The organism is Sorangium sp. So ce117, from assembly GCF_051524395.1.
Classification (GTDB): domain Bacteria; phylum Myxococcota_A; class Polyangia; order Polyangiales; family Polyangiaceae; genus Sorangium; species Sorangium cellulosum_B.
On sequence record NZ_CP150309.1, the window covers coordinates 1,230,797 to 1,250,368 of the forward strand.

The 19,572-nt window shown below is 73.5% G+C and carries 17 protein-coding genes; 9 read left to right on the forward strand and 8 right to left on the reverse strand.

Annotated elements, in window-relative coordinates:
* Position 1 precedes the first annotated feature (1 nt).
* From tuf to rpsS, 6 genes are read left to right on the forward strand one after another with little or no spacing between them, the layout of a single operon-like run.
* Positions 2-1,192: an elongation factor Tu gene (tuf, locus tag WMF46_RS04575; RefSeq protein ID WP_437984474.1), complete on the forward strand. Its 1,191-nt coding sequence runs from the start codon at positions 2-4 to the stop codon at positions 1,190-1,192.
* Positions 1,193-1,202: 10 nt separating this feature from the next.
* A complete protein-coding gene (gene rpsJ / locus WMF46_RS04580; protein ID WP_272100105.1) occupies positions 1,203-1,514 on the forward strand; it encodes a 30S ribosomal protein S10 in 312 nt (103 codons plus the stop codon).
* Between the two features lie 13 nt (positions 1,515-1,527).
* Entirely contained in the window at positions 1,528-2,151 is a 624-nt protein-coding gene (rplD, locus tag WMF46_RS04585; RefSeq protein ID WP_012233477.1) for a 50S ribosomal protein L4, read from the forward strand.
* Positions 2,152-2,166: 15 nt separating this feature from the next.
* A complete protein-coding gene (locus WMF46_RS04590; RefSeq protein WP_012233478.1) occupies positions 2,167-2,463 on the forward strand; it encodes a 50S ribosomal protein L23 in 297 nt (98 codons plus the stop codon).
* 2 nt (positions 2,464-2,465) lie between these two features.
* Entirely contained in the window at positions 2,466-3,296 is an 831-nt protein-coding gene (gene rplB, locus WMF46_RS04595; RefSeq protein ID WP_437279857.1) for a 50S ribosomal protein L2, read from the forward strand.
* 2 nt (positions 3,297-3,298) lie between these two features.
* Complete coding sequence (gene rpsS / locus WMF46_RS04600; protein WP_437744334.1) at positions 3,299-3,595, forward strand: 30S ribosomal protein S19; 297 nt, start codon at positions 3,299-3,301, stop codon at positions 3,593-3,595.
* 129 nt (positions 3,596-3,724) lie between these two features.
* On the opposite strand, the gene WMF46_RS04605 is transcribed toward rpsS, so the two are convergent.
* From WMF46_RS04605 to WMF46_RS04630, 6 genes are all read right to left on the reverse strand, one after another.
* Positions 3,725-4,771, reverse strand: a complete 1,047-nt coding sequence (locus tag WMF46_RS04605) for a tetratricopeptide repeat protein (protein WP_437984475.1) — start codon at positions 4,769-4,771, stop codon at positions 3,725-3,727.
* Between the two features lie 5 nt (positions 4,772-4,776).
* Entirely contained in the window at positions 4,777-9,003 is a 4,227-nt protein-coding gene (locus WMF46_RS04610) for a protein kinase domain-containing protein (RefSeq protein ID WP_437984476.1), read from the reverse strand.
* A 372-nt stretch (positions 9,004-9,375) separates the two neighbouring features.
* A complete protein-coding gene (locus WMF46_RS04615) occupies positions 9,376-10,023 on the reverse strand; it encodes a tetratricopeptide repeat protein (protein WP_437984477.1) in 648 nt (215 codons plus the stop codon).
* Positions 10,023-11,453: a serine/threonine-protein kinase gene (locus WMF46_RS04620; RefSeq protein ID WP_437984478.1), complete on the reverse strand. Its 1,431-nt coding sequence runs from the start codon at positions 11,451-11,453 to the stop codon at positions 10,023-10,025. Before WMF46_RS04620 ends, WMF46_RS04615 begins: the two co-directional genes overlap by 1 nt.
* 132 nt (positions 11,454-11,585) lie before the next feature.
* On the reverse strand, positions 11,586-13,010 hold the full coding sequence (locus WMF46_RS04625) for a GDSL-type esterase/lipase family protein (RefSeq protein ID WP_437984479.1): 1,425 nt from the start codon (positions 13,008-13,010) through the stop codon (positions 11,586-11,588).
* On the reverse strand, positions 13,007-14,149 hold the full coding sequence (locus WMF46_RS04630; RefSeq protein WP_437984480.1) for an SDR family oxidoreductase: 1,143 nt from the start codon (positions 14,147-14,149) through the stop codon (positions 13,007-13,009). The genes WMF46_RS04625 and WMF46_RS04630 overlap by 4 nt, the downstream gene beginning before the upstream one ends.
* Before the next feature lie 155 nt (positions 14,150-14,304).
* Here WMF46_RS04630 and WMF46_RS04635 point away from each other — a divergent pair, with 155 nt between their 5' ends.
* The 3 genes from WMF46_RS04635 to WMF46_RS04645 all read left to right on the forward strand — a co-directional run bounded on the left by WMF46_RS04635 (position 14,305) and on the right by WMF46_RS04645 (position 18,406).
* Complete coding sequence (locus WMF46_RS04635; RefSeq protein WP_437984481.1) at positions 14,305-16,092, forward strand: hypothetical protein; 1,788 nt, start codon at positions 14,305-14,307, stop codon at positions 16,090-16,092.
* The gene (locus WMF46_RS04640) at positions 16,089-17,027 is read left to right on the forward strand and encodes a 3D domain-containing protein (protein WP_437984482.1); all 939 of its coding nucleotides are present in this window, start codon (positions 16,089-16,091) and stop codon (positions 17,025-17,027) included. The genes WMF46_RS04635 and WMF46_RS04640 overlap by 4 nt, the downstream gene beginning before the upstream one ends.
* A 371-nt stretch (positions 17,028-17,398) precedes the next feature.
* On the forward strand, positions 17,399-18,406 hold the full coding sequence (locus tag WMF46_RS04645; RefSeq protein ID WP_437984483.1) for a double zinc ribbon domain-containing protein: 1,008 nt from the start codon (positions 17,399-17,401) through the stop codon (positions 18,404-18,406).
* Positions 18,407-18,426: 20 nt separating this feature from the next.
* Here the strand turns inward: WMF46_RS04645 and WMF46_RS04650 are convergent, their stop codons facing one another.
* Together WMF46_RS04650 and WMF46_RS04655 are read right to left on the reverse strand one after the other, a co-directional pair.
* On the reverse strand, positions 18,427-18,822 hold the full coding sequence (locus tag WMF46_RS04650; RefSeq protein ID WP_437555306.1) for a DUF4150 domain-containing protein: 396 nt from the start codon (positions 18,820-18,822) through the stop codon (positions 18,427-18,429).
* A 29-nt stretch (positions 18,823-18,851) separates the two neighbouring features.
* Entirely contained in the window at positions 18,852-19,559 is a 708-nt protein-coding gene (locus tag WMF46_RS04655; RefSeq protein ID WP_437984484.1) for a DUF3540 domain-containing protein, read from the reverse strand.
* Positions 19,560-19,572: the final 13 nt, after the last annotated feature.

Consider the following 19,572-nt stretch of genomic DNA (forward strand, 5'->3'; position numbering starts at 1 on the left):
CATGGCCAAGGAGAAATTCACTCGTACGAAGCCGCACGTGAACGTGGGCACCATCGGTCACATCGACCACGGCAAGACCACGCTGACGGCGGCGCTCGTCAAGGTGCAGTCGAAGCGCAACCTGGCGAAGGCGATCTCGTACGCCGACATCGCGAAGGGCGGGACGGTCCGTGACGAGACCAAGACGGTGACCATCGCGGCGGCGCACGTCGAGTACGAGTCGGCGAACCGCCACTACGCGCACGTCGACTGCCCCGGGCACGCCGACTACATCAAGAACATGATCACCGGCGCGGCGCAGATGGACGGGGCGATCCTCGTCGTGTCGTCGCTCGACAGCGTGATGCCGCAGACGCGCGAGCACGTGCTGCTCGCCCGTCAGGTCGGCCTGAACCACATCGTCGTGTTCCTCAACAAGTGCGACGCGGTGGACGACCCGGAGATGCTCGACCTTGTCGAGATGGAGGTCCGCGAGCTCCTGTCGAAGTACAAGTTCGACGGGGACAACGCACCGGTGGTCCGCGGCGCGTCGCTGCCCGCGCTCCAGGGCGACCCGAAGTGGGAGGAGACGATCCAGCAGCTCCTCGGCGCGCTCGACAGCTACATCCCCGAGCCGGTGCGCGACATCGACAAGCCGTTCCTGATGGCGATCGAGGACGTGTTCTCGATCAAGGGCCGCGGCACGGTGGCCACGGGCCGCATCGAGCGCGGCGTGATCAAGGTCGGCGACGAGGTGCAGATCATCGGCTTCAAGGACACGAAGAAGTCGATCGTGACCGGCGTCGAGATGTTCCGCAAGCTGCTCGATCAGGGGCAGGCGGGCGACAACGTCGGGTGTCTGCTCCGCGGCGTGGAGAAGGAAGAGATCGAGCGCGGCCAGGTGCTGGCGAAGCCCGGGTCGATCACGCCGCACACGAAGTTCACCGGTGAGGTGTACGTCCTCAAGAAGGAGGAGGGCGGGCGCCACACGCCGTTCTTCACCAACTACCGGCCGCAGTTCTACATCCGGACGACGGACGTGACCGGCACGGTGAACCTCCCCGAGGGGGTGAAGATGGTGATGCCGGGCGACAACATCACGATGACGATCGAGCTCATCGCCCCGGTCGCGCTGGAGGAGCAGATGCGCTTCGCCATCCGCGAGGGCGGCAAGACGGTGGGCGCCGGCGTCGTCACCAAGATCCTCGCGTAGGAAGAGCACCATGCCTGATACAACCAAGATCCGGATTCGCCTCAAGGCCTTCGACCACCAGCTGCTCGACAAGTCGACGAGCGATATCGTCGAGACGGCGAAGCGGACCGGGGCGCACGTCGCGGGGCCGATCCCGCTGCCCACCGAGATCCGCCGTTACACGGTCCTGCGGGGGCCCCACGTCGACAAGAAGTCGCGCGAGCAGTTCGAGATCCGGACGCACAAGCGGCTTCTCGACATCATCGAGCCGACGCAGCAAACCCTCGACGCGCTGATGAAGCTCGACCTTTCGGCCGGCGTCGACGTCGAGATCAAGAGCTAGGAGTCCAGGTACCATGAAGGTTACCGTTTACAACCTCAAGCGGGAGCAGGTCGGCGAACTCGACCTCTCGGACGAGGTCTTCGGGACCGAGGTGAAGGAGCACCTCTTCTACGAGGTCGTGAAGGCGCAGCTCGCGTCCCGCCGCTCGGGCACCAAGGCCACCAAGGAGCGGAGCGCGGTCGCCGGCTCCACGAAGAAGCTCTATCGCCAGAAGGGCACCGGCCGCGCTCGCCAGGGCTCGATCCGCGCGCCGCACCACGCGGGCGGCGGCATGGCGCACGCCCTGGAGCCGAAGGACTGGTCCTACCGTCCGCCGCGCAAGGTGCGGATCGGCGCCCTGAAGAGCGCGCTCTCGCTCTTCGCGAAGGAGGGCCGGCTCATCGTGCTCGACAGCCTCGAGGTCTCCGAGATCAAGACCAAGGCGATCGCTGCTACGCTGACGACGCTGCAGGCGGATCGGAAGTCGCTCGTCGTCGACACGGCCGGCAACGACAAGCTGGTGAAGAGCCTCCGCAACCTGGAGAACCACCAGTACCTGCCGCCGGAAGGGGTCAACGTCTACGACCTCCTCAGGCACGACCACCTCATCGTCTCGAGGGACGCCGCCAAGGCGCTCGAGGCGCGTTGCCTTCGCTAGTCAGGGGAGTCCGACATGCAGCCCGAGCAGATCATCCGCCGGCCAATCATCCTCACGGAGAAGTCGAGCCGGCTCCGCGACCAAGGCAACAAGGTCATCTTTGAGGTCCGCCGCGAGGCGAACAAGATCCAGATCAAGGACGCCATCCAGACGCTCTTCAAGGTGGGCGTCGTGGACGTCAATACGCTGATCATGCGCGGCAAGGACAAGCGCATGGGGCGCGGCTACGCGAAGCTGCGCAATTGGAAGAAGGCGATCGTCACCCTCAAGGAGGGTGACGAGATCCAGTTCTTCGACGAGAAGGCGGAATAGCGATGGGAATCAGATCCTTCAAGCCGACCTCGCCGGCGCGGCGTTACTACTCGGTCAGCGACTTCAAGGAGATCACGAAGGTCGAGCCCGAGCGGTCGCTGCTGGAGCAGCAGACGTCCACCGGCGGCCGGAACAACAACGGCCGGATCACGTCGCGGTTCCGCGGCGGTGGTCACAAGCAGCGCTACCGGATCATCGATTTCCGGCGCGACAAGATCGGCGTCCCGGCGAAGGTCGCCGCGATCGAGTACGACCCGAACCGGACGGCGCGCATCGCGCTCCTGCACTACGTGGACGGCGAGAAGCGCTACATCCTGGCGCCCGACGGCCTCGCGGTGGGGGCGACGCTGCTCGCGAGCCGGAACGCGGACATCAAGCCTGGCAACAGCCTGACGCTCCGCTTCATCCCGCCCGGCACCTCGATCCACAACGTCGAGGTCAAGAAGGGCAAGGGCGGTCAGCTCGTGCGCTCGGCCGGCGTGGCTGCGCAGCTCATGGCGAAGGACGGCGACTATGCGCAGGTCCGCCTCCCGAGCGGTGAGATCCGAAAGGTGCACCTCGATTGCCGCGCCACGATCGGGCAGGTGTCGAACTCCGAGCACGCGAACATCAGCCTCGGCAAGGCGGGGCGTTCGCGCTGGCTCGGGCGCCGGCCGCACAACCGCGGTGTCACGATGAACCCCGTCGATCATCCGATGGGCGGTGGTGAGGGCCGGACGAGCGGCGGGCGCCATCCGTGCTCGCCGTGGGGTCAGCTCTCCAAGGGCCTCAAGACGCGGAACAACAAGCGCACCGACGGGATGATCGTTCGGCGGCGCGGGACCAAGGGTTAGTCATGCCGAGGAGCATCAAGAAAGGGCCCTTCATTGACGGTCACCTGCTGGAGAAGATCCAGGCGGCCCAGGCGACCAATGCCAAGAAGGTGATCAAGACGTGGTCGCGCCGCTCGACGATCCTGCCCGAGTCGGTCGGCCTGACCTTCGCCGTGCACAATGGGAGGAAGTTCGTTCCCGTGTTCGTGACGGAGAACATGGTCGGCCACAAGCTGGGTGAGTTCGCCCCGACGCGCACGTTCCACGGCCACTCCGGGGACAAGAAGTCGAAGGTCTCCAAGGGCCCGGGCGGTCGCTGATCGCTCCGCGTCAACCGCGAGCGCATCCGACATGAAGCGGGCAGGGTCGCAGCAGCGACCCTGCCCGTTCCTTTTTGTGCAGCTACGGCCCGAGCGCCGCCAGCACGGGCGCCTCCGTCGCCGCGCGCGTTAGAATTGGCCGCGTAGACCGGCGAAACCGGGGCCGACGAGCAGCTGCGTCGAGGCCGTGGCGCTCTGCGAGCCGCCAGCGCCGCCTCCGGTGAAGCTCAGGATGAGCAGGGTCGTGCCCGTGACGAGCCCGAGCGCGCCGACCACGACGCCGATGTTCGCGACCGTCTTCTGGGTCTTGCCGGCGTCGACGTCGTCCTGGCGATCGGCGGGGCAGGGGCCCCTGCAGGTCTCGGTGAGATCGCTGTAGGTGCTGTTCGCCATCAGCCCGGCGACGGTGAACATCGCGAGCCCCGCGACACCCACGCCGCCAGCGGCGTAGGCATAAGGCCGCAGGTACGCTCGCGGCGAGGGCGCTTCCGAGAAGGGCGGGCTCGGGCCCTCGTCGAGGAGCGCCGGAGAGCCGGAGCCGGCCTCGGTCGGGCCGCTCGGCTCGGCGTCGAGCGCGACGGTCTTCGCTTCGCCCGCCGAGAGATCGACGGTCTGCGGCGTCGAGGTGAGCTTGGTGCGCAGGACGATCTCCGCCTTGCCGGGCTTGACCGGGAACGGCTTGCCCCACCGCTCGCGCGGGACGTCCTTGCCGGCCACCGCGAGCGAGGTCGCCGCGTCCGGGTGCGCGACCGTGACCGTGACGAGGGCGATCTTGCGCGCGAGGTCGTCGCGCTCCAGCTGCGCGGTCTGCTCCGTCTGGGCATAGCGCGGCTCGTCCTTCGCCCGGGACGCGGCCTCCGCCGCGACCTGATCGAACTCGAGGTACGCCTCGACGTGATCGCCCAGATCCGCGAGGCAGCGCGCGATGTAGAGGCGGGAGTTCGGGCTCGGCACGGTGGCGTACGAGGCCCGGAACTGCTCCAGCGCAAGCGCGTAGCGCTTGCCCTCGTAGAGGGCGGCGCCCTTCTTGAAGTGGTTCTGCGCCTTCTCCACCGCGTCAGGCGCGGGCGTCGCCGCGGCGCCGTCCGCGCCGGCTGCGGGCCCGGGGAGCGTGCACAAGCACAGGCAAGATGCCGCACCGAAGAGCAGCGCACGGAGCCAGGGTCGAGATCGCACGATGTTCAGATACCCGATGGGTTGTACTTCTTCTTGGGGGTGGGTTTGCCGGTCGTTGCCGGCTTGGGCGCAGGCTTCGCCGGCGTGGACGTCGTCCGGGGGCGCGTGGTCGACGGTGGGGGCGACGCCTGCGGCGCGGCGACGGGCTGCGCCGTCGCTGCCGCGGGCGCCTTGGCCGTCTGGGAAGGCGCCGGCTCCGCCGCGGGAGGCGTCGGTGAGGGCGCCGTGGCCGCCTCGGGAGGCGTCGCCGACGCCTCGGGAGCGGGCGGCGACGCCGGCTCCGCCGCCTGAGGCTCCGCCGGCGAAACGGGCGCAGCCGGGACGGCCTCCGCCGCAGCCGCGGTGGTGTCGGCCGCCGCGGCCGCGGGCAACGCATCGACGCGCGCCTTGCCGATCTCCGGACGCGAGCGCTCGTCGCCGCCGCGCACGACCAGCGCGACGGCCCCGAGCGCCACGCAGAACATCGCCGCGCCAGCCACGATCAGCTGGAGCCGCTTGCGCCGCTCCCCGGTCTCGAACGATCGGTCGACCGCCGTGACCTCGCCGACGTCGTTGGCGAGGCTCCGCGAGCCGCCCCTCGCGAGGCGTTCGCTGAGCGCCGCGGCCCGGGACGCGGGCGGATCCGCCGGCGCGAGCACCTTCGTGGCGGGCACGCCGGCCGCCGGGAGGATCCGCTTGGCGGACGGGCCGAGCGGCTTGCCCTCGCGGGCGGCGGGCCGCGGGCTCACCGGCTCGGCCGGCTCGCCGGGCGCGACGTCGGCCTGCAGGGCGGGCGCGATGATGAGCCGCGGCGGCACCCCGGCAGGCTGCGCCGGCACGGCGATCTCTTCGAACGAGATCGGCTCCAGGCTGACCGGCGGCTCCTCGTCCTTCTCCGCGGTCGGTGACGCGGCCCCTCCGCTGGACGCCGGGACGGCGCGGGCCGGCGCCGCTGCCGCAGGGGGAGACCCCGCCGCGGCGGCGGGAGCGCCCTCGCGTGAGCCCGCGCCGACGTCGGCCAGCGCAGCGTGGCCCTCCAGCGAGGCGCCGGGCCGGCGCTCCGAGTTCACGGCCGAGCCTGCGTCGACGGCCGCGATCGCGTCGCGGAGCTCCTGCGCGCGCTTCGACTGGATCTCGCCGATCGCCTGCCGCACGAAGGCCGCCACGTCCTCGTCGGTCGTGGGCTCGCCGAGCGTCGACGCGACCTGATCGATGGCCCGCTGCATCTCCGCGCACGTCGAGAAGCGGCTCTCGGGGTCCTTCTCGAGCGCCTTGAGGATGATCCTGTCGAGCTCGGGGTGGATCGCTCCGTTCAGCTCGCGCGGGGGGAGCGGGTTCTTGATGGTGATGTTCTCGATGGTCGCGAGCTCGGTCTCGGCGCGGAAGGGGTGCAGCCCCGTCGTGAGCACGTACAGCAGCGCGCCGAGCGAGAAGATGTCGCTCCGGCGATCGATGGGGAGCCCGCCGAGCTGCTCCGGCGAGAGGTACGGCGTCTTCCCCTTGACGATGCCGCCAGCGCGCGTGACGTGCAGGCGCCCCTTCGACTTCGCCACGCCGAAGTCGACGATCTTCACGAACCCGGCGGTCGAGATGAGCACGTTCGCCGGCGAGATGTCCCGGTGGACGAGGTCGAGCAGCACGCCGCTGTCGTCGCGGAGCTCGTGCGCGTTGTGGAGCCCCGCGCAGATCTGCGAGGCGATGCGGAGCACGATCCGCTGCGGGATGCCCCCGAGCCGCTTCGCGGCCTTCTGCAGCGTGCCGGCCGTCTCGCCGTCGACCCACTCCATCACGATGTAGAGGACGTCGTCCTCCTCGCCGAGGTCGAGGATCTCGACCACGTTGGGGTGCCGGATCCGCGCCGCGACCCGCGCCTCGTCGAGGAACATCGACTCGAAGTCGGGGTCGTCGGAGACGTCGGGAAGCATCGTCTTGATGGCGACGATCTTCCTGAAGCCGCGGGTGCCCTGGAGGCGCGCGGCCCAGACGGCCGCCATGCCGCCCTTGGCGACCGGCATGAGGATCTCGTAGCGGCCGAGGGTGCTCCCCGGGCCCAGCTGGTCCACGGCCGACGCCGCGCGACCCCAGAGCTTGTTCGGGCCCTGCATCCCGGTCGGCGTGGCGACCGTCCTGCTGGAGGTCGATGCCGGACCGTTGCCGCGCGCGCCCTCCTGCGTCGCAGCCACCGCAGGCGCCCCGCCCGGAGGCGCGGCCGCCGCCGGCGGGGGCGGCGGGGTCTTCGCTGCGACAGGGATGACAGGCGCGGTGGCCGACGCGGGCGCGACGGGGGGCAGCGGCTGAGAGGGCGCAGCCGACGCGGCCGGCGCGGGCGCAGCGGGCGGGAGGGGCGCCGACGGTGTCACCGGCGCGCGGCTCGTGGCCGTCGCCAGCGGCGGCGCGGGCGTGGCGGCCGCGCGTGGCGCTGGCGTCACGGCGGGCACCACGGGCGTGCGGCGCGTCGCAGCGGCCGGCGGCGGCACAGGTACCCGAGGCGTCGGAGGGCTCGGCGCGAACGCCGGCACGACGGCGGCAGGCGCTGCAGAGGCGACCTTGCCGTGCGTCTCGGGCTGCGCCGGCGACGCCGCGCGAGCCGGCGGCGGCGGGCGAGGTGGCCTCGGGGACGGCCCTCCCAGGGCCGGCGTCGGCGGCTTCGGCGCCGTCCCTTCGGCCGGCGTCGGCGTCGCCCGCGCCGCCCCGACGGGGTCGCCCAGATCGCCCGGGCGCGGCGCGGCCGGCCGCGCGGGCGGCTGCTCCTTCGCCGTGGCCGCCCCCGTCGCTGCGGCGCGCTCGGTGCTCGCCCCGGCGGCGGCGCGGTCCTCCGTCCCCTGGCCCGACACCTCGATCCGCGGAAGGGTCTGTGCGGGACGCCGCGGCCCGGGCAGGTCGCGGGCGGGGACCTCGTCCACCGAGCCCCACCCGGTGTCGACGCTGGCGTGTGCCGCATCGGCGCCCGCAGGTCCTGCGCCGTTCGACGCGCCTGCGCCGGCCGCTGGCTTGGCCGCCAGGCCGTTCTTCGGCGCGGCGGCGTCCTTCGTCGCCGTCGCGCCGCTTGTCGGGCGCACCTGGCTCGCGGCGCTCGCGCCGCCCGCGGCCACCGGCGGCGCGCCAGGCGTCGCGCCGCGCGCGCGCGGCGACGGCGCGGTGATCGCCTGACGCGGGCTGTCGACGCGGGGGGAGAGCGCGCCGTCGGCCGCGGGCATCGCCACGCCCACAAGCGTCATCCCCCGCGCGCGCGGCGGCGGCCGCGGCTCGTCCGCGCCAGCGGGGCTCGCCATGGCCGCCGCGATCATCGTCCTGCGCGGCTCGATCGTCTTGCCGGCCAGCCTGCTCACCGCCGCGGCCACGTCCACCTCCCCGGCGATCCGCCCTGCTCCCGCGGCCTCCAGCGCCGCGAGCATCGCCGAGGCGCTCTCGAAGCGGCGCGCCGGATCGCGCTCGAGCGCCGTCTGGACGACATCGACGACCTCGGCCGGGACGGCGCCCCCGGCGAGCCCAGCGAGCTGCGGGATCGGCGCCGACTGCACCTTCTGGATGACCGCGGCCTCGAGCTTCGACGAGAACAGCCGCTGCCGCGCGAGCAGCTCCCAGAGGACCACGCCGACCGAGAAGAGATCCGCGCGCGGATCGAGCGGGGCTTCCGCGTGCGCTGCCATCGCCTTGACCCGCTCGGGCGCGGCATAGGCCAGCCGATCGGGGTTCCTCGTCCCCATGGGCGCGAGCCCGGCGATGGCCCGCGCGACGCCGAGCCCGCCGACCCGGGTAACGCCGTCGATGCCGACGGAGACGTGGGTCGGGTTCAGCTCGCCGTGAACGAGCGGCGCCGGCTGCGCCGTGTGCGCGGACGCGAGCGCGCGCAGCACGTCGATCGCGATCCGGAGGGACACCGGCGGCGGCAGCCCCTCGGCGCCGGCCAAAGGCACCAGGGCGCCCAGCGGCTCGCCCTCCACGTACTCCGAGACGATGAAGACCTCGCCGTCGGCGATGCGGGCGTCGAGCACCGAGAGCACGTTGGAGAAGCGGACCTGCTGCGCCATCCCGGCTTCGCGGAGGATGCTGTCGGCGGTCTCGGCCTTCTTCGTGAGGTGCCGGTAGATGCGCAGGATGGTGACGGGCGGCGCGCTCTTCGCCTCGCCCTCGTCGGAGGACGCTCGCGCCAGCCACGTGGAGCCGATGCCACCGCCGGAGAGCTCTCTCAGCAGCTCATAGTTGCCGAGTCGCGAAGCAGAGCCCGCACCGGGCGGCCTGTCGAGCGCCATGGGATTCGCATGCTATCAGGACGTCAGAAGCTGGATCCAGCGTTCACGGCCGACGACTCGGCGAGTTTGGGCGTGTCCGGAGCGCCCTGTCAGGCGGGCCTCGCGTGGGATCCAAGCGGGCGCTGGACGGTCGGGCCAGCGCCGCGCGTGCGGCGAAATGCCACGTGCTCGCGAGATCTCGCCCGCGTGTGGGCGCTGCGCGCGCGGCCGGGCACACGTCCGCGACGAGCCGCAGGCCGCGCGGCGAGGGCGCTCCGCGAAGGCGCGCCACCGCTGCGCGATCATGTCCGGAGCGAGGGGCGCGGGCCCCCTCAGCTCGCACACAGGTGCTGGGGTGTGGGGAGCTCGGTGTGGGGCGCCGGCTCGGCGAGCTCAGGGGCGCGACACGCTGGACACGCGGAGCGCACCGGGGTGAACGGTCAGCGTCACGAACCTGGTTCGGCGCTCGTGGCTCGAGAAGGCGCTCGCGGCGACGGGGATCCCGTGCCGGAGCGCCACGGCGACGTGGGGGCCCGGATCGACCCGGATTGCCCGCGACGGCTTCGTCACCTCGCCGTCGAGCAGCAGGGTCACGCCGTCGGTCGCGCCGGCGAGGTTCAGCACGATCCTCGGCATCCGTCCCTCGAGGTCCTCGAGGCGCGCGTCGATCTCGGCGAGCACCCCCGGCGACGCCTTCCGCGCGTCCGCGTCCGCGTCCGCGATCGCGCGCGCGTTGAGGTACGTCCGCTCGGCCGTGCGCAGCCGGCCGAGCCGCTCGTGACAGAGGCCGATGTGGTACGTCACGTTCGCCGTCGGCCGCCGGCGGGCGATCGCCTCGAACCTGTCCAGCGCGTCGGCCCAGCGCCCCGCGATCTCGAGCGTCAGCCCCTGCGCGAACTGGAGCCTCAGCGCGCGCGTCGCGCTGTCGTCCTGCGCGTGCAGCCAGGAGGGCGAGAGCAGCGCCCAGCAGACGAGCCCGAGCGCAGCGGCGCGCCGCCAGCGGCGTCGGCGAGGAGCGGTGATCGGTGCGGCGCTGGTCATCAGAACCCGGGGCTCGTGATGCGGGGTCGAGATGGCCCGCGCGGCGCTTGCCAGCGCGGGGGCTTGTCCTCGTAGGCCGACGAGACGTCGTCGCTGCCCGGGTCCCTCGAGGCGCGCTCGGGCGAGCCCGGCGCGCCGCCGCGGCTCGCCGCGTTCCGTGGCGGTGCGTCGCCGCTCGTCGCCTCGGGCGCGCTGGCGCCGCGCCGCCAGGCGGCGCCGCTGCCGGCGAAGGCCGTGGCCAGCACGGGGCGGAGGCTCTCGCGCGCCGCGCTCTCGGGCCCCGCGTCCGCCTGCTCCCGCAGCGCGGCCGAGCTGAGCGCCGCCGCGAGCGCCGCGGCGCCCGCGAGCCGGATCGCCAGGATCGTCCTCGCGCGGCGCGCCGCGCCCTGCGGGGCGGCGGCCCCCTGCGTGCGCCCGATCGTCGTCGCCTCCCGCCATCGAGGCGCCCGTGGCGCCCGGGTCCAGAGCCGCTCGAGGGCGCGAACGGCGAGCCTCGGGGGCGCGGCGAGCGCGCCGCGGGCTCGCGTCACCTCCCCGGGCCGCGAGCCAGAGGCCGGCGGCGAGAGGATCACGATCGGCGCGGGCGCGCTCGCGCCGAGATCGTCGAGCGCGGCCTGGAGATCCGCGCGCAGCGAGGCCGCGTCCGGGTAGCGCCGCGCCGGGTCCTTCTCGAGACACCGGCCGGTGATCTTCCGGAGGCGCGGCGGGATCGAGCTCGGCAGCGGCGCGGGCTCGGTCTCGAGGATGCGCCGGAGGACCGCGTGGTGGTTGCCTCCCGTGAACGGCTGCGCGCCGCTGAGCGCCTCGTAGAGCATGACGCCGACCGCCCAGAGATCGGCGCGCGCGTCGATGGTGCGCTTGCCGAGCGCCTGCTCCGGGCTCATGTACGAGGGCGTTCCGAGCAGCTGTCCGTCGATGGTGATGGCGTCGCCCGCGCCCGTGAGCTGGCTGATGCCGAAGTCGACGATCTTCGGCACGATCCCCTCGCCGGGGACCGTCGCCATCATGATGTTCTCCGGCTTGATGTCGCGGTGCACGACGCCCTCGGCGTGGGCGGCCGAGAGCCCGCAGCACACCTCGATGAGGACGGGCACCACCTCCTCGGGCGGCAGCGGCCGGTTCGGCTGGAGGCGGTCAGCGAACGGCGAGCCCCGCAGGAGCTCCAGGGCCAGGAACAGGTAGCCCTCGTCCTGGAGCTCGCCGGCGTCGACGACGCCGACGATGTTCCGGTGCTGGAACTTGCCGATGATCTTCGCCTCCCGGATGAAGCGCCCGACGACCTGCTCGTCCCGGAGCGCCGGGGACAGCTTGAGCGCCACGTCCCGGCCGATGAGCTCATGGCGCGCCCACCACACGCTCGACATCCCACCCGCGCCGATCTGCCGGATCAGCCGGAAGCGACCTCCTGCAACGTCCCCGGCATGAAGCATGTGCCCCCTTCGCCCATCGCGCGTGAGAAGCCTTCACGCCGATCGAGCAACGACAGCGGAAAGCACGAGCAAGGCCACCGGGCCGGCCGCCAGCCGTCGGCGTCGAACCGACCCCAAAGCCGGCGACGCTCGTCAGGGGCGATAGCGCTCCAGGATGTCGTTCGAGAGCTTCACGCCGAGCTCCTGGTAGCCGCGGAAGGTCAGGTGGACGCCGTCGCGCGACGCGCGCGGCGGGCGCTCGCGGTACCAGGCCTCGATCGAGCCCCTCCCGCCCATCGCCTGGTACGTGTCCCAGAACGCGCAGCCGCCCTCCCGCGCCGCGTCGCGCAGGACGTCTCGGACGACGGGCGTGCGCTCCGGCGTGTCCCTCCGGTCCGTCGGCGCGAGCACCAGGCAGTCGACGTCGGGCTCGACCCTGCGGGCGCGGGCGAGCAGCTCGGCGAGCTGCTTCGCGTAGAGGGACGGATCCGTGGTGACGTCGCCCGCCTCGTTCGTGCCGTACCCGAACACGACGAGCTCCGGCGAGCGCCGCGCGAGCTCGGCGGCCCAGGCGAGCTCGCTCCACCGGAGCGGCGTCCCCAGGCGGGCGCCGTTGATGCCGAGCGTATCGAGCACCACCCCGGCCCCGGCCTCGGGATCGCGCTCGACGACCAGCCCGCAGAGCTCGGCCCCGCCCGAGGGCGTGACGCCGAGCTTCACCGCGCCCACGCTCGCCAGCCGCGTGTGCTGCAGCGCCCCGGGCGCCTCGCCCGCGGCCGCGCGGAGCACCTCGCTCGGGCCGCCCTCGATCGTCACCGCGACCTCGTCGGTCGGCGCGCTCGGGCGGAAGCACACGTCCCAGAGCAGCCGCGCAGAAGGCGCCGCCGAGGTGAGCGAGATCTCCGCGCGCACCGGGGCCGTCTGCGCGCCGAAGAGGATGCCCCCGAGCCCGAAGACGCCGTCGTCGGCCGGCGTGGAGCCGCCCGGAGATTTCGGGCGGGTCCGCCACTTGCCGTCGGCCGTGAGCCGCGCGCCGTTGTGGCGGTAGGCGGCATAGCCGAGGTGCACGAAGCCGAGCCCGCCGTCGCCGAAGCGCCGCTGCAGCGCGGCGCGGACCGCGCCGCTCCAGAAGTCCGCCGCGGCGTGCGAGTCGCCGAGCCAGGCGATGCGCACGTGATCCCGGCGGCGACCCTGCTCGAGCGCGCGGAGCGCCGCGAAGAAGTGGGCGTAAGCCCCGTCCTCGGGGCGCAGCAGATCCAGCTCTGGCGGGCGCGCCGGCGCGGCCTCCGCGGGGCTCGGCGCGGCTGTCTCCGGGGCGGGGGTCTCTGCGGGGCGCGGCGGGGGCGAAGGCGCGGGCGGCGCGGATCCCACCTCGGGCGCGGGCGGCGCGACGTGCTCGCGCGTCGCGCTGCAGCCGAGCGCCTCGGCCACGAGCAGCGCCGCGAGCAGCGCCGCGAGGGCGCGCCGCGACGCGGCGGAGAGGGGCCGCGCCGGCGCTCGCCGCCGCGGGGCGCTGCAGGACGCCGTGCGGCGCTCCGGGATCTCCGCGCGGGCTGCGGGGCGGGCTGCGCCCCTCACGACAGCGGATCCTCGATGTCGGGCTCGGCGTCCGCGCTGACCTCGATCTCCTGGCGCTCGCGCCGCTCGCGGACGCGCTCCTGGACGGCGCCGACGAGCACGTCGACGTACGACTCGAAGGGCGGGCACGCGATCCCCGCGGCCGTGAGCACGAGATCTGCGTTCCGGGCGTCGTAGCGGACCGGGGTCATCAGCTGCTCGACGAACGCGCGCGGGCTGCGGACGAAGCGCTCGATCCCGGGCGTACGGAGCAGCGCCTTGGCGAGGTTCGACGGGATGTGACCGCGCGCGGCGCGGCGGCCGCTCGCCCGCGCGATGAGATCGAAGACCCGCCGCGCCGACAGCGGGTGCGGATCGGTGACGTGGAGCGTGCGACCCGGCGCGAGGCGGTTCAGGCCGATCGCGTGCGTCGCGCGGACGACGTGATCGATCGGGACGATGTTGAGCGGCACGTCGCCGCGGCCGGGCATCGGGATCGCCATGTCGGCCGGCGCTGCCATGATGAGCAGCACCAGGAGGTACAGGCCGTCGAGCCGGTCGATCTCCCCGGTCGTCGCGTCGCCCACCACCGTGGTCGGCCGGACGACCGCCGCCGGCACGTGGCGCATCGCCCGCCGCACGAGCACCTCCGCGCGCATCCGCGTCTCCTCCACGGGGTTGCGGAACGCCTGGCCGGCCTCGAGATCGTCCTCGTACACCATCCCCGTCCGGTCCCCCGCGACGAACGCGGTCGATTGATGGACGAGGCACCGGAGCGAGGTGCAGGCGCGGGCGAGCTCGATCACCTCGGCCGTCCCGACGACGTTCACGGCGTGGGCGGTGCTCCGGTCGGCCCCGGCGTGGCCCACGTGCGCGAGGTGATGGATCCGGTCGACCTCGCGGGCCAGCTGCCGGAACTCGGCGCCCGACAGCCCGAGATCCATCGCCGCGACGTCCCCCTCGAGCAGCACGAGGCGCTCGCGGTCCGCCGCCGGGAGCGCGTCCCGCTCCGCGCTGGCCTGCGCCGACGACTTCGCGATCACGACGGCAACCACGAGCGTGCGCGGCTCCGACGCGAGGATGTGCTGCAGCATCTTCCGCGCGATGAACTTGGGGAAGCCGGTGATGAGCACCACGCTGTCGTAGCCGGGGCGAGGCATCGACTGGAGCTTACCGCAGCGGTGCGCCTGCTCCGCAGCTTTCCGCTGAGGCCGCCTGGGACCAGCGCAGAAGTGATGGAGCAGCTGCCGCGCTGCGCGCGGCGATTTTGCAGGTTCGTGGTCGATCGCGGCGGGAAGGCGCTACCGTTCGGGTCGTGATCGCGCGATCGACCTCTGCCGTGCGCCGCGGCGCTGCGGCGCTCCTGGCCATCGTCCTCGGCCTGAGCGCGGGCGCGCTGGGCTGCAAATCGCCTGGCGCGCCGTCCGACGCCGGCGCCGCGGCCCTGAGCCCCGTGCCCGCGCCGGCGGGGCTCATCGCCGAGGCGTTCCTCCCGACGCCGGACGCCACGTGGGCCAAGGCGCGCGCCCTCATCGGCGGCTCGGCGGCGCTCCTCCCGAGCAGCGCCGGCGCCCTCGCGGCGTCGCTGCTCGGCTTGCCCATCACCGTCGCGTCCGAGATCGACGGCGGGGTGCCGGTGCTCGGCGCGGCCGTGGAGGCCGCGGACGGGGCGCGCCCGCGGGCCGCGCTCGGCATCCACGTGAAGGACGGGGGACGCTTCATCGACCAGCTCACGCGAGGCGAGGGGGCGCGCTTCCGCGCGAAGCCCGACGCGGCGACCGCGATCGCGCTGCTCGAGCCGCTCCAGCTCCAGGGCGCGAGCCCGGTGGCCCTCGGCGTCCTCGGCAACTACCTGCTCGTCGCGGAGACGCCGGGCGACCTGATCTCCCTGGGCCCCTACGTCGCGCGGACGATGCCGCAAGCGCAGGTGCCGAAGGAGGATCTCGCGGTCGAGCTCCCGAGGGCCGCGCTCGAGGGCCCGGTGCTCAAGGCGGCTCGGAGCGCCTGGGACAAGGCGCGCGGGCCCGACGGCGCGCCGCGCGCCACCGCGGTGCCGCTCGGTCCGATGATCGAGGGCGCGCTCGCGATGCTCGGCGATCTCGAGCGAGCGCGCCTCACGCTGGTGCTGGACGAGAACGCGCACCTGCGCGTCTCCGGAACGCCGAAGGCAGGGGGCGGCCCGGCGTCGAAGGCGTCGGCCGATCTCGCCGTCGGCGACGTGAAGCCGCTGCTCGATCTGCCCGCCGACGCGCTCGTCGGGATCCTCGTCCGCGATCGGGCCGCGACGCGCGCCGAGAACGTGCCCAGGCTCGTCGACGCCCTCGCTGGGCTCGTCGAGGGCGACCTCCCGGCCGCGGAGCGGGAGCGGGTCGCCGCCGCGATCCGCGCGGCGTCGGACGCGCGCGGCGACTGGTTCGCCGGCGGGCTCCGCTTCGACGGCGCGGGTCCCACGGCGTTCGTGCGCGCCGCCGTGGGCGACCGGGCCAAGCTCGAGGCCTCCATCCAGGATCTCCTCGGGACCGCGGAGCTCCCGCCGTTCAAGGCTGCGCTGCAGCGCGAGGGGCTCCGGGTCTCCGCGGGCAAGGCGGCGCTTCCGCTGCTCGACGGCGACGTCCGGCGGGTGCGGTTCGAGCGGACCGCCGGGGCGAGCGCGCCCGCTGGCGCGGGAGGGGCGCCGGCGCGGAAGGGGCCGCAGGGCGGAAAGGGCGGGCCCGCCGCGCAGGGAGCGTCGCTTCCGCCGTCGTCGATCGAGCTGCTCTACCTGGTCCGCGACGACGGCCTCTTCGCGTCCGTCGGCAACGATCCGGGCGCGGGGCTCCGCAGCGTGGTCGGCGCGCTCCAGGGAGAGCGCCTCGGCGAGGTCCCGTCCATGAAGACCGCGCTGGCGCCGCTCGGCTCGGACATCGCGTTCGCGCTGGTGGTCGAGCCGCTGCGGCTCGTCGCGAGCCGCCTTGGCCAGCCGGGCGCGGGCGACTCCGCGCCCGTGGTGATCGCGGCCGGCGCTGCGCCCGAGAGCGCCGGCTCACCCGCCGCGTTCTGGGCGCGCGCCGACGTCGCCGCCGCGGCGATCCGGGAGCTCGCCCGGCTCGGAGGCGCCTTTTGACGAGCGCGGCACGCGCGCGAGCGCTCGTCCTCGGCGGGATCCATGCGCTCCTGCTCGCGCTCCCCGCGGGGTGCGCGACCAAGGGGGGCGCGGACTGGGTCCACGACGGCTCGAGCGAGCCGCAGATCGCGCGCGGAGGCGGCGGCTGGCTCCACGAGCCCTCCCCGGACGACGGCGATCGCGACCGGCGCGCCAGCGCCGCTGTCGACGGCGCGCCGGGCGAGGCGCGCGGCGCGGCGCAGGCCGATCTGGGCGGCGCCGCGGGCGCGGCCCCGGCGCAGGGCGACCCCGTGATCCTCGTGCGCGAGCACGGCCGGCCCGCGCGCGCGGCGCCAAAGGCGGCGCCGGGGCTCGCGCCCGGGATGTTCCGGAACACCTACTACGACTTCCCGAGCGAGGGCGGAGGGCCGAAGGATGCGGTCCTCTACGACGCCGCCTGCGCGCCGCTCTCGAGCGTCCCGCGCGCGTTCCACGACCAGGTCTGCGTCCAGGGCAGCGGCCGGCTCGCTTCGGGTGACACGGTGAGCTTCGCGCGACGCGGCTGCGCGTGCGCCGATGTCTGCCCGCGCACTGGCCAGCAGGTCTGCTTCGAGCGGCTCGATCCGCGGCGGTTCCCGTATGGCCGCGGCGCGACCGGGCGCCCGATCACGCCGCTGCGCACGGTCGCTGTCGACTCGAGCGTCATTCCGCTCGGCACGTCCCTCTTCGTGCCCGAGCTCGTCGGGCTGCCGCTCCCCGGTGGGGGCCGACACGACGGGTGCTTCGTCGCCGAGGATCGCGGTATCAAGGTCGTCGGACGGCAGATCGACGTCTTCACGGGCGATCCAGCGGTCACAGCGCGCCTCAACGCGCTCTTTCCGTCGAACCGCGGCGTGCGCCCCGTGCTCGACGACGCGCGCTGCCGCGCGCTCGTGGGCCCTGCCGGGCCGTCCTAGAACACCGAGCACGTTGAAACCCGGAGAATTTTCACAGGGAGGCGAGGAGGCGGGGAGGAAGAAAGAATGAATTTCTTTCTCTTGCCGTCTCTCGCTCCCCGCCTCCCCGTCTCCCTGTGAAATTCCTGCTTTTTCTCGTGGTTTCAACCCGTTTGTCGCTCTAGCTCCGCGTACCAGCGGTCCCGCCAGCGATCTCCGGGAGCGGATTCGAGCACGCCGTGGACCTCGCGCAGCGTGCGCACCTTCGCCAGCGCCTCTGCGTACGGATCGTGTCCGTGTTCGTCCCGCACTTCAGGGCGGCGACCGTGTCCGGCCGGACGCGCGCTCGCGGCGTCGCGGCCCACGCAGAACCGTTCGTGTACACTCGCCGCATGGCCACGTGCCCGTTTTGCAAGACCCGATACAGCGGGGGGGCGCTGCTGTGCCGCAACTGCGGCCGGCCGGTCCCGCCAGCGGATATCGCGGAGGAGGCGGGGATCGCGGAGGCGGCCATCGCGGAGCTGGCGCTCGGGCCCGGCGATCCGACGCCGAACGTCGCCGCGAATGCGCTGCGCATCTGCCCCCGGTGCGGGCGCGTCGTGCCGACGCGCCACAAGGCGTGCAGCGTGTGCCGTGACGACCCGTCCGCACCTGTCGAGGTGGTGCGGCGCATCGACGATGCGTACTGGGGCCATGTCGCCTTCGCGTGGGCGTGCGCGGGCTGCTCCAGCCGCGTGCCGCTCGCCTCGCTCGCGGACGACGGCCGCGCGGTGTGCCCGACGTGTGGCCACACGCAGGAGCTCCCCGCCCTGCTCTGGCGCACCGCGCTCCGGCACGCGCATGCGGTCGCCGACATGGCTGGCCCCGACCCCGAGGGCGGCGCGGTCGGCCGGCCGCCGATCGCCCCCCTCAACCCCTTCAAAGAGGTCGGCATCGAGCGCGCCGACGCCCCCGGCGAGCGGCTCCGGCCCGACGACGACACGCCCGCCAACCTCGTCGCCGGCCCCGGCCACCCGATCTGCGCGTGCGGCGCTCTCGTCGAACCCCGGTGGCGCGGCGGCGGCTACACGTGCACGTGCGGCGTGAGCCATTCGGGCGAGATGCCCGCGCTCGTCCGGCGCGCGATGCCGCGCGGCGTGGTCGCGCTCATCGTTGACCGGGACCGGCCACGCGCGTCCCGTGGCGCCGCCGTGATCGCGCTCGAGTGCCCCCGCTGCCATGCGCCGCTCGACGCGCCCGAAGGGGTGCGCCGTGTGACGTGCAAGTACTGCGGCGGGTCGGCCGCGATCGTCGACCCCGCGGTGCCCCCGCCCTCGCCGTCCCCTGTGCCGCGGCTATGGGTCCTGTTCCGGGGCCCGTCCGGCGCGCGCACCGACCTCGAGGCGAGGGCCGGGAGATGAGGCGCGGCGCCGCGCCCACGTCACGGCGACAGCACGATGGTGTTCGTCACGCTGGGCACGATCTTGGCGCCGAACGCGTCCGTGCTGTTCTGCATCGATAGGCTCGTGAGCCGGGTGACCGGCGCGCAGCCGACGATGACGGTGAAGGCCCCGGTCAGGTTCCGCTGCGGCGCCATCACCGTTCCCGAGGCCACGCCCAACGCGACGCCGGCGTTGTCACCGTTGGTCATCGGCGCGATCGTCGTCATGTTGTGAGCGGGCGCGCAGGTGATGAGCACGTTCGGCACGAAGGCGATGTTCGTCGGCTCGAGCGCGATGTTGGGATAGGGGATGGGCACCGGTCCCGCTGGGGTCGGGGTCAAACACACGTCGGGAAACGCGAAATTCATCCCACCCGCCTGCGTCTTTGCCAGCATCGCGTCCTCCATTCATCCCATCGGACCGTTCAACCAATCTTGACCTGCTCGCCATCGAGCTTCGCGAGCACCCGCGCGGAGACGATGGTGTTCTCACCGCGCATCGCGGCGAGGTTCTCGGCGCGCAGGTCGTAGTTGCCCACGCGCGCCTGCTCGATGTCGGTCACGAAGCGGAACGCCTGCTTCGCCCGCTGGAGCACGCGCGAGGCGCGCGACTCGACGCGCTCGGCGAACAACGTCGCCTTCTCCGCGAAGCTCGCCTCGACGGAGCGGCCGAGGATCTTCAGCTCCTCGATCATGACGCTCGCGGACCTCGCGCGCATGAGGAGCGAGGCGCCGCTGATGGCGATCTCCCCACCGGCTTGCAGCTCGAGGGAGCCGTCCGCGACCACGCGGGTCGGCCCGGCGCCGGCGCTCTCGAGCACGGCCAGCACGTACACGGCGTCGGCGGAGACCGAGCACAGGACCCGGTCGCCCGGCGTGACGGAGACGAGGCAGCTCTTGGCCCGCCGCGCGGGACGGGGACCGCCGTCGAGCTGGACGGCGAGCTCGCCGCCGTCCAGCGCGGTGCCGTAGGCGAGCGCCGGCGGGTCGGCGCTGAAGCCGGCTCTGCCGGCGTCACCTCGGGGCTCGGGCGTCGGGCGCGCGTCGAGGTCGACGAGCTGCTCGAGCGAGGGGCGCTCCTCGTATGGGGCGATCTCGTGCAGTTCCTGGCTCTTGACGTTCGTCGCGTGCATGCGTTACCTCGGG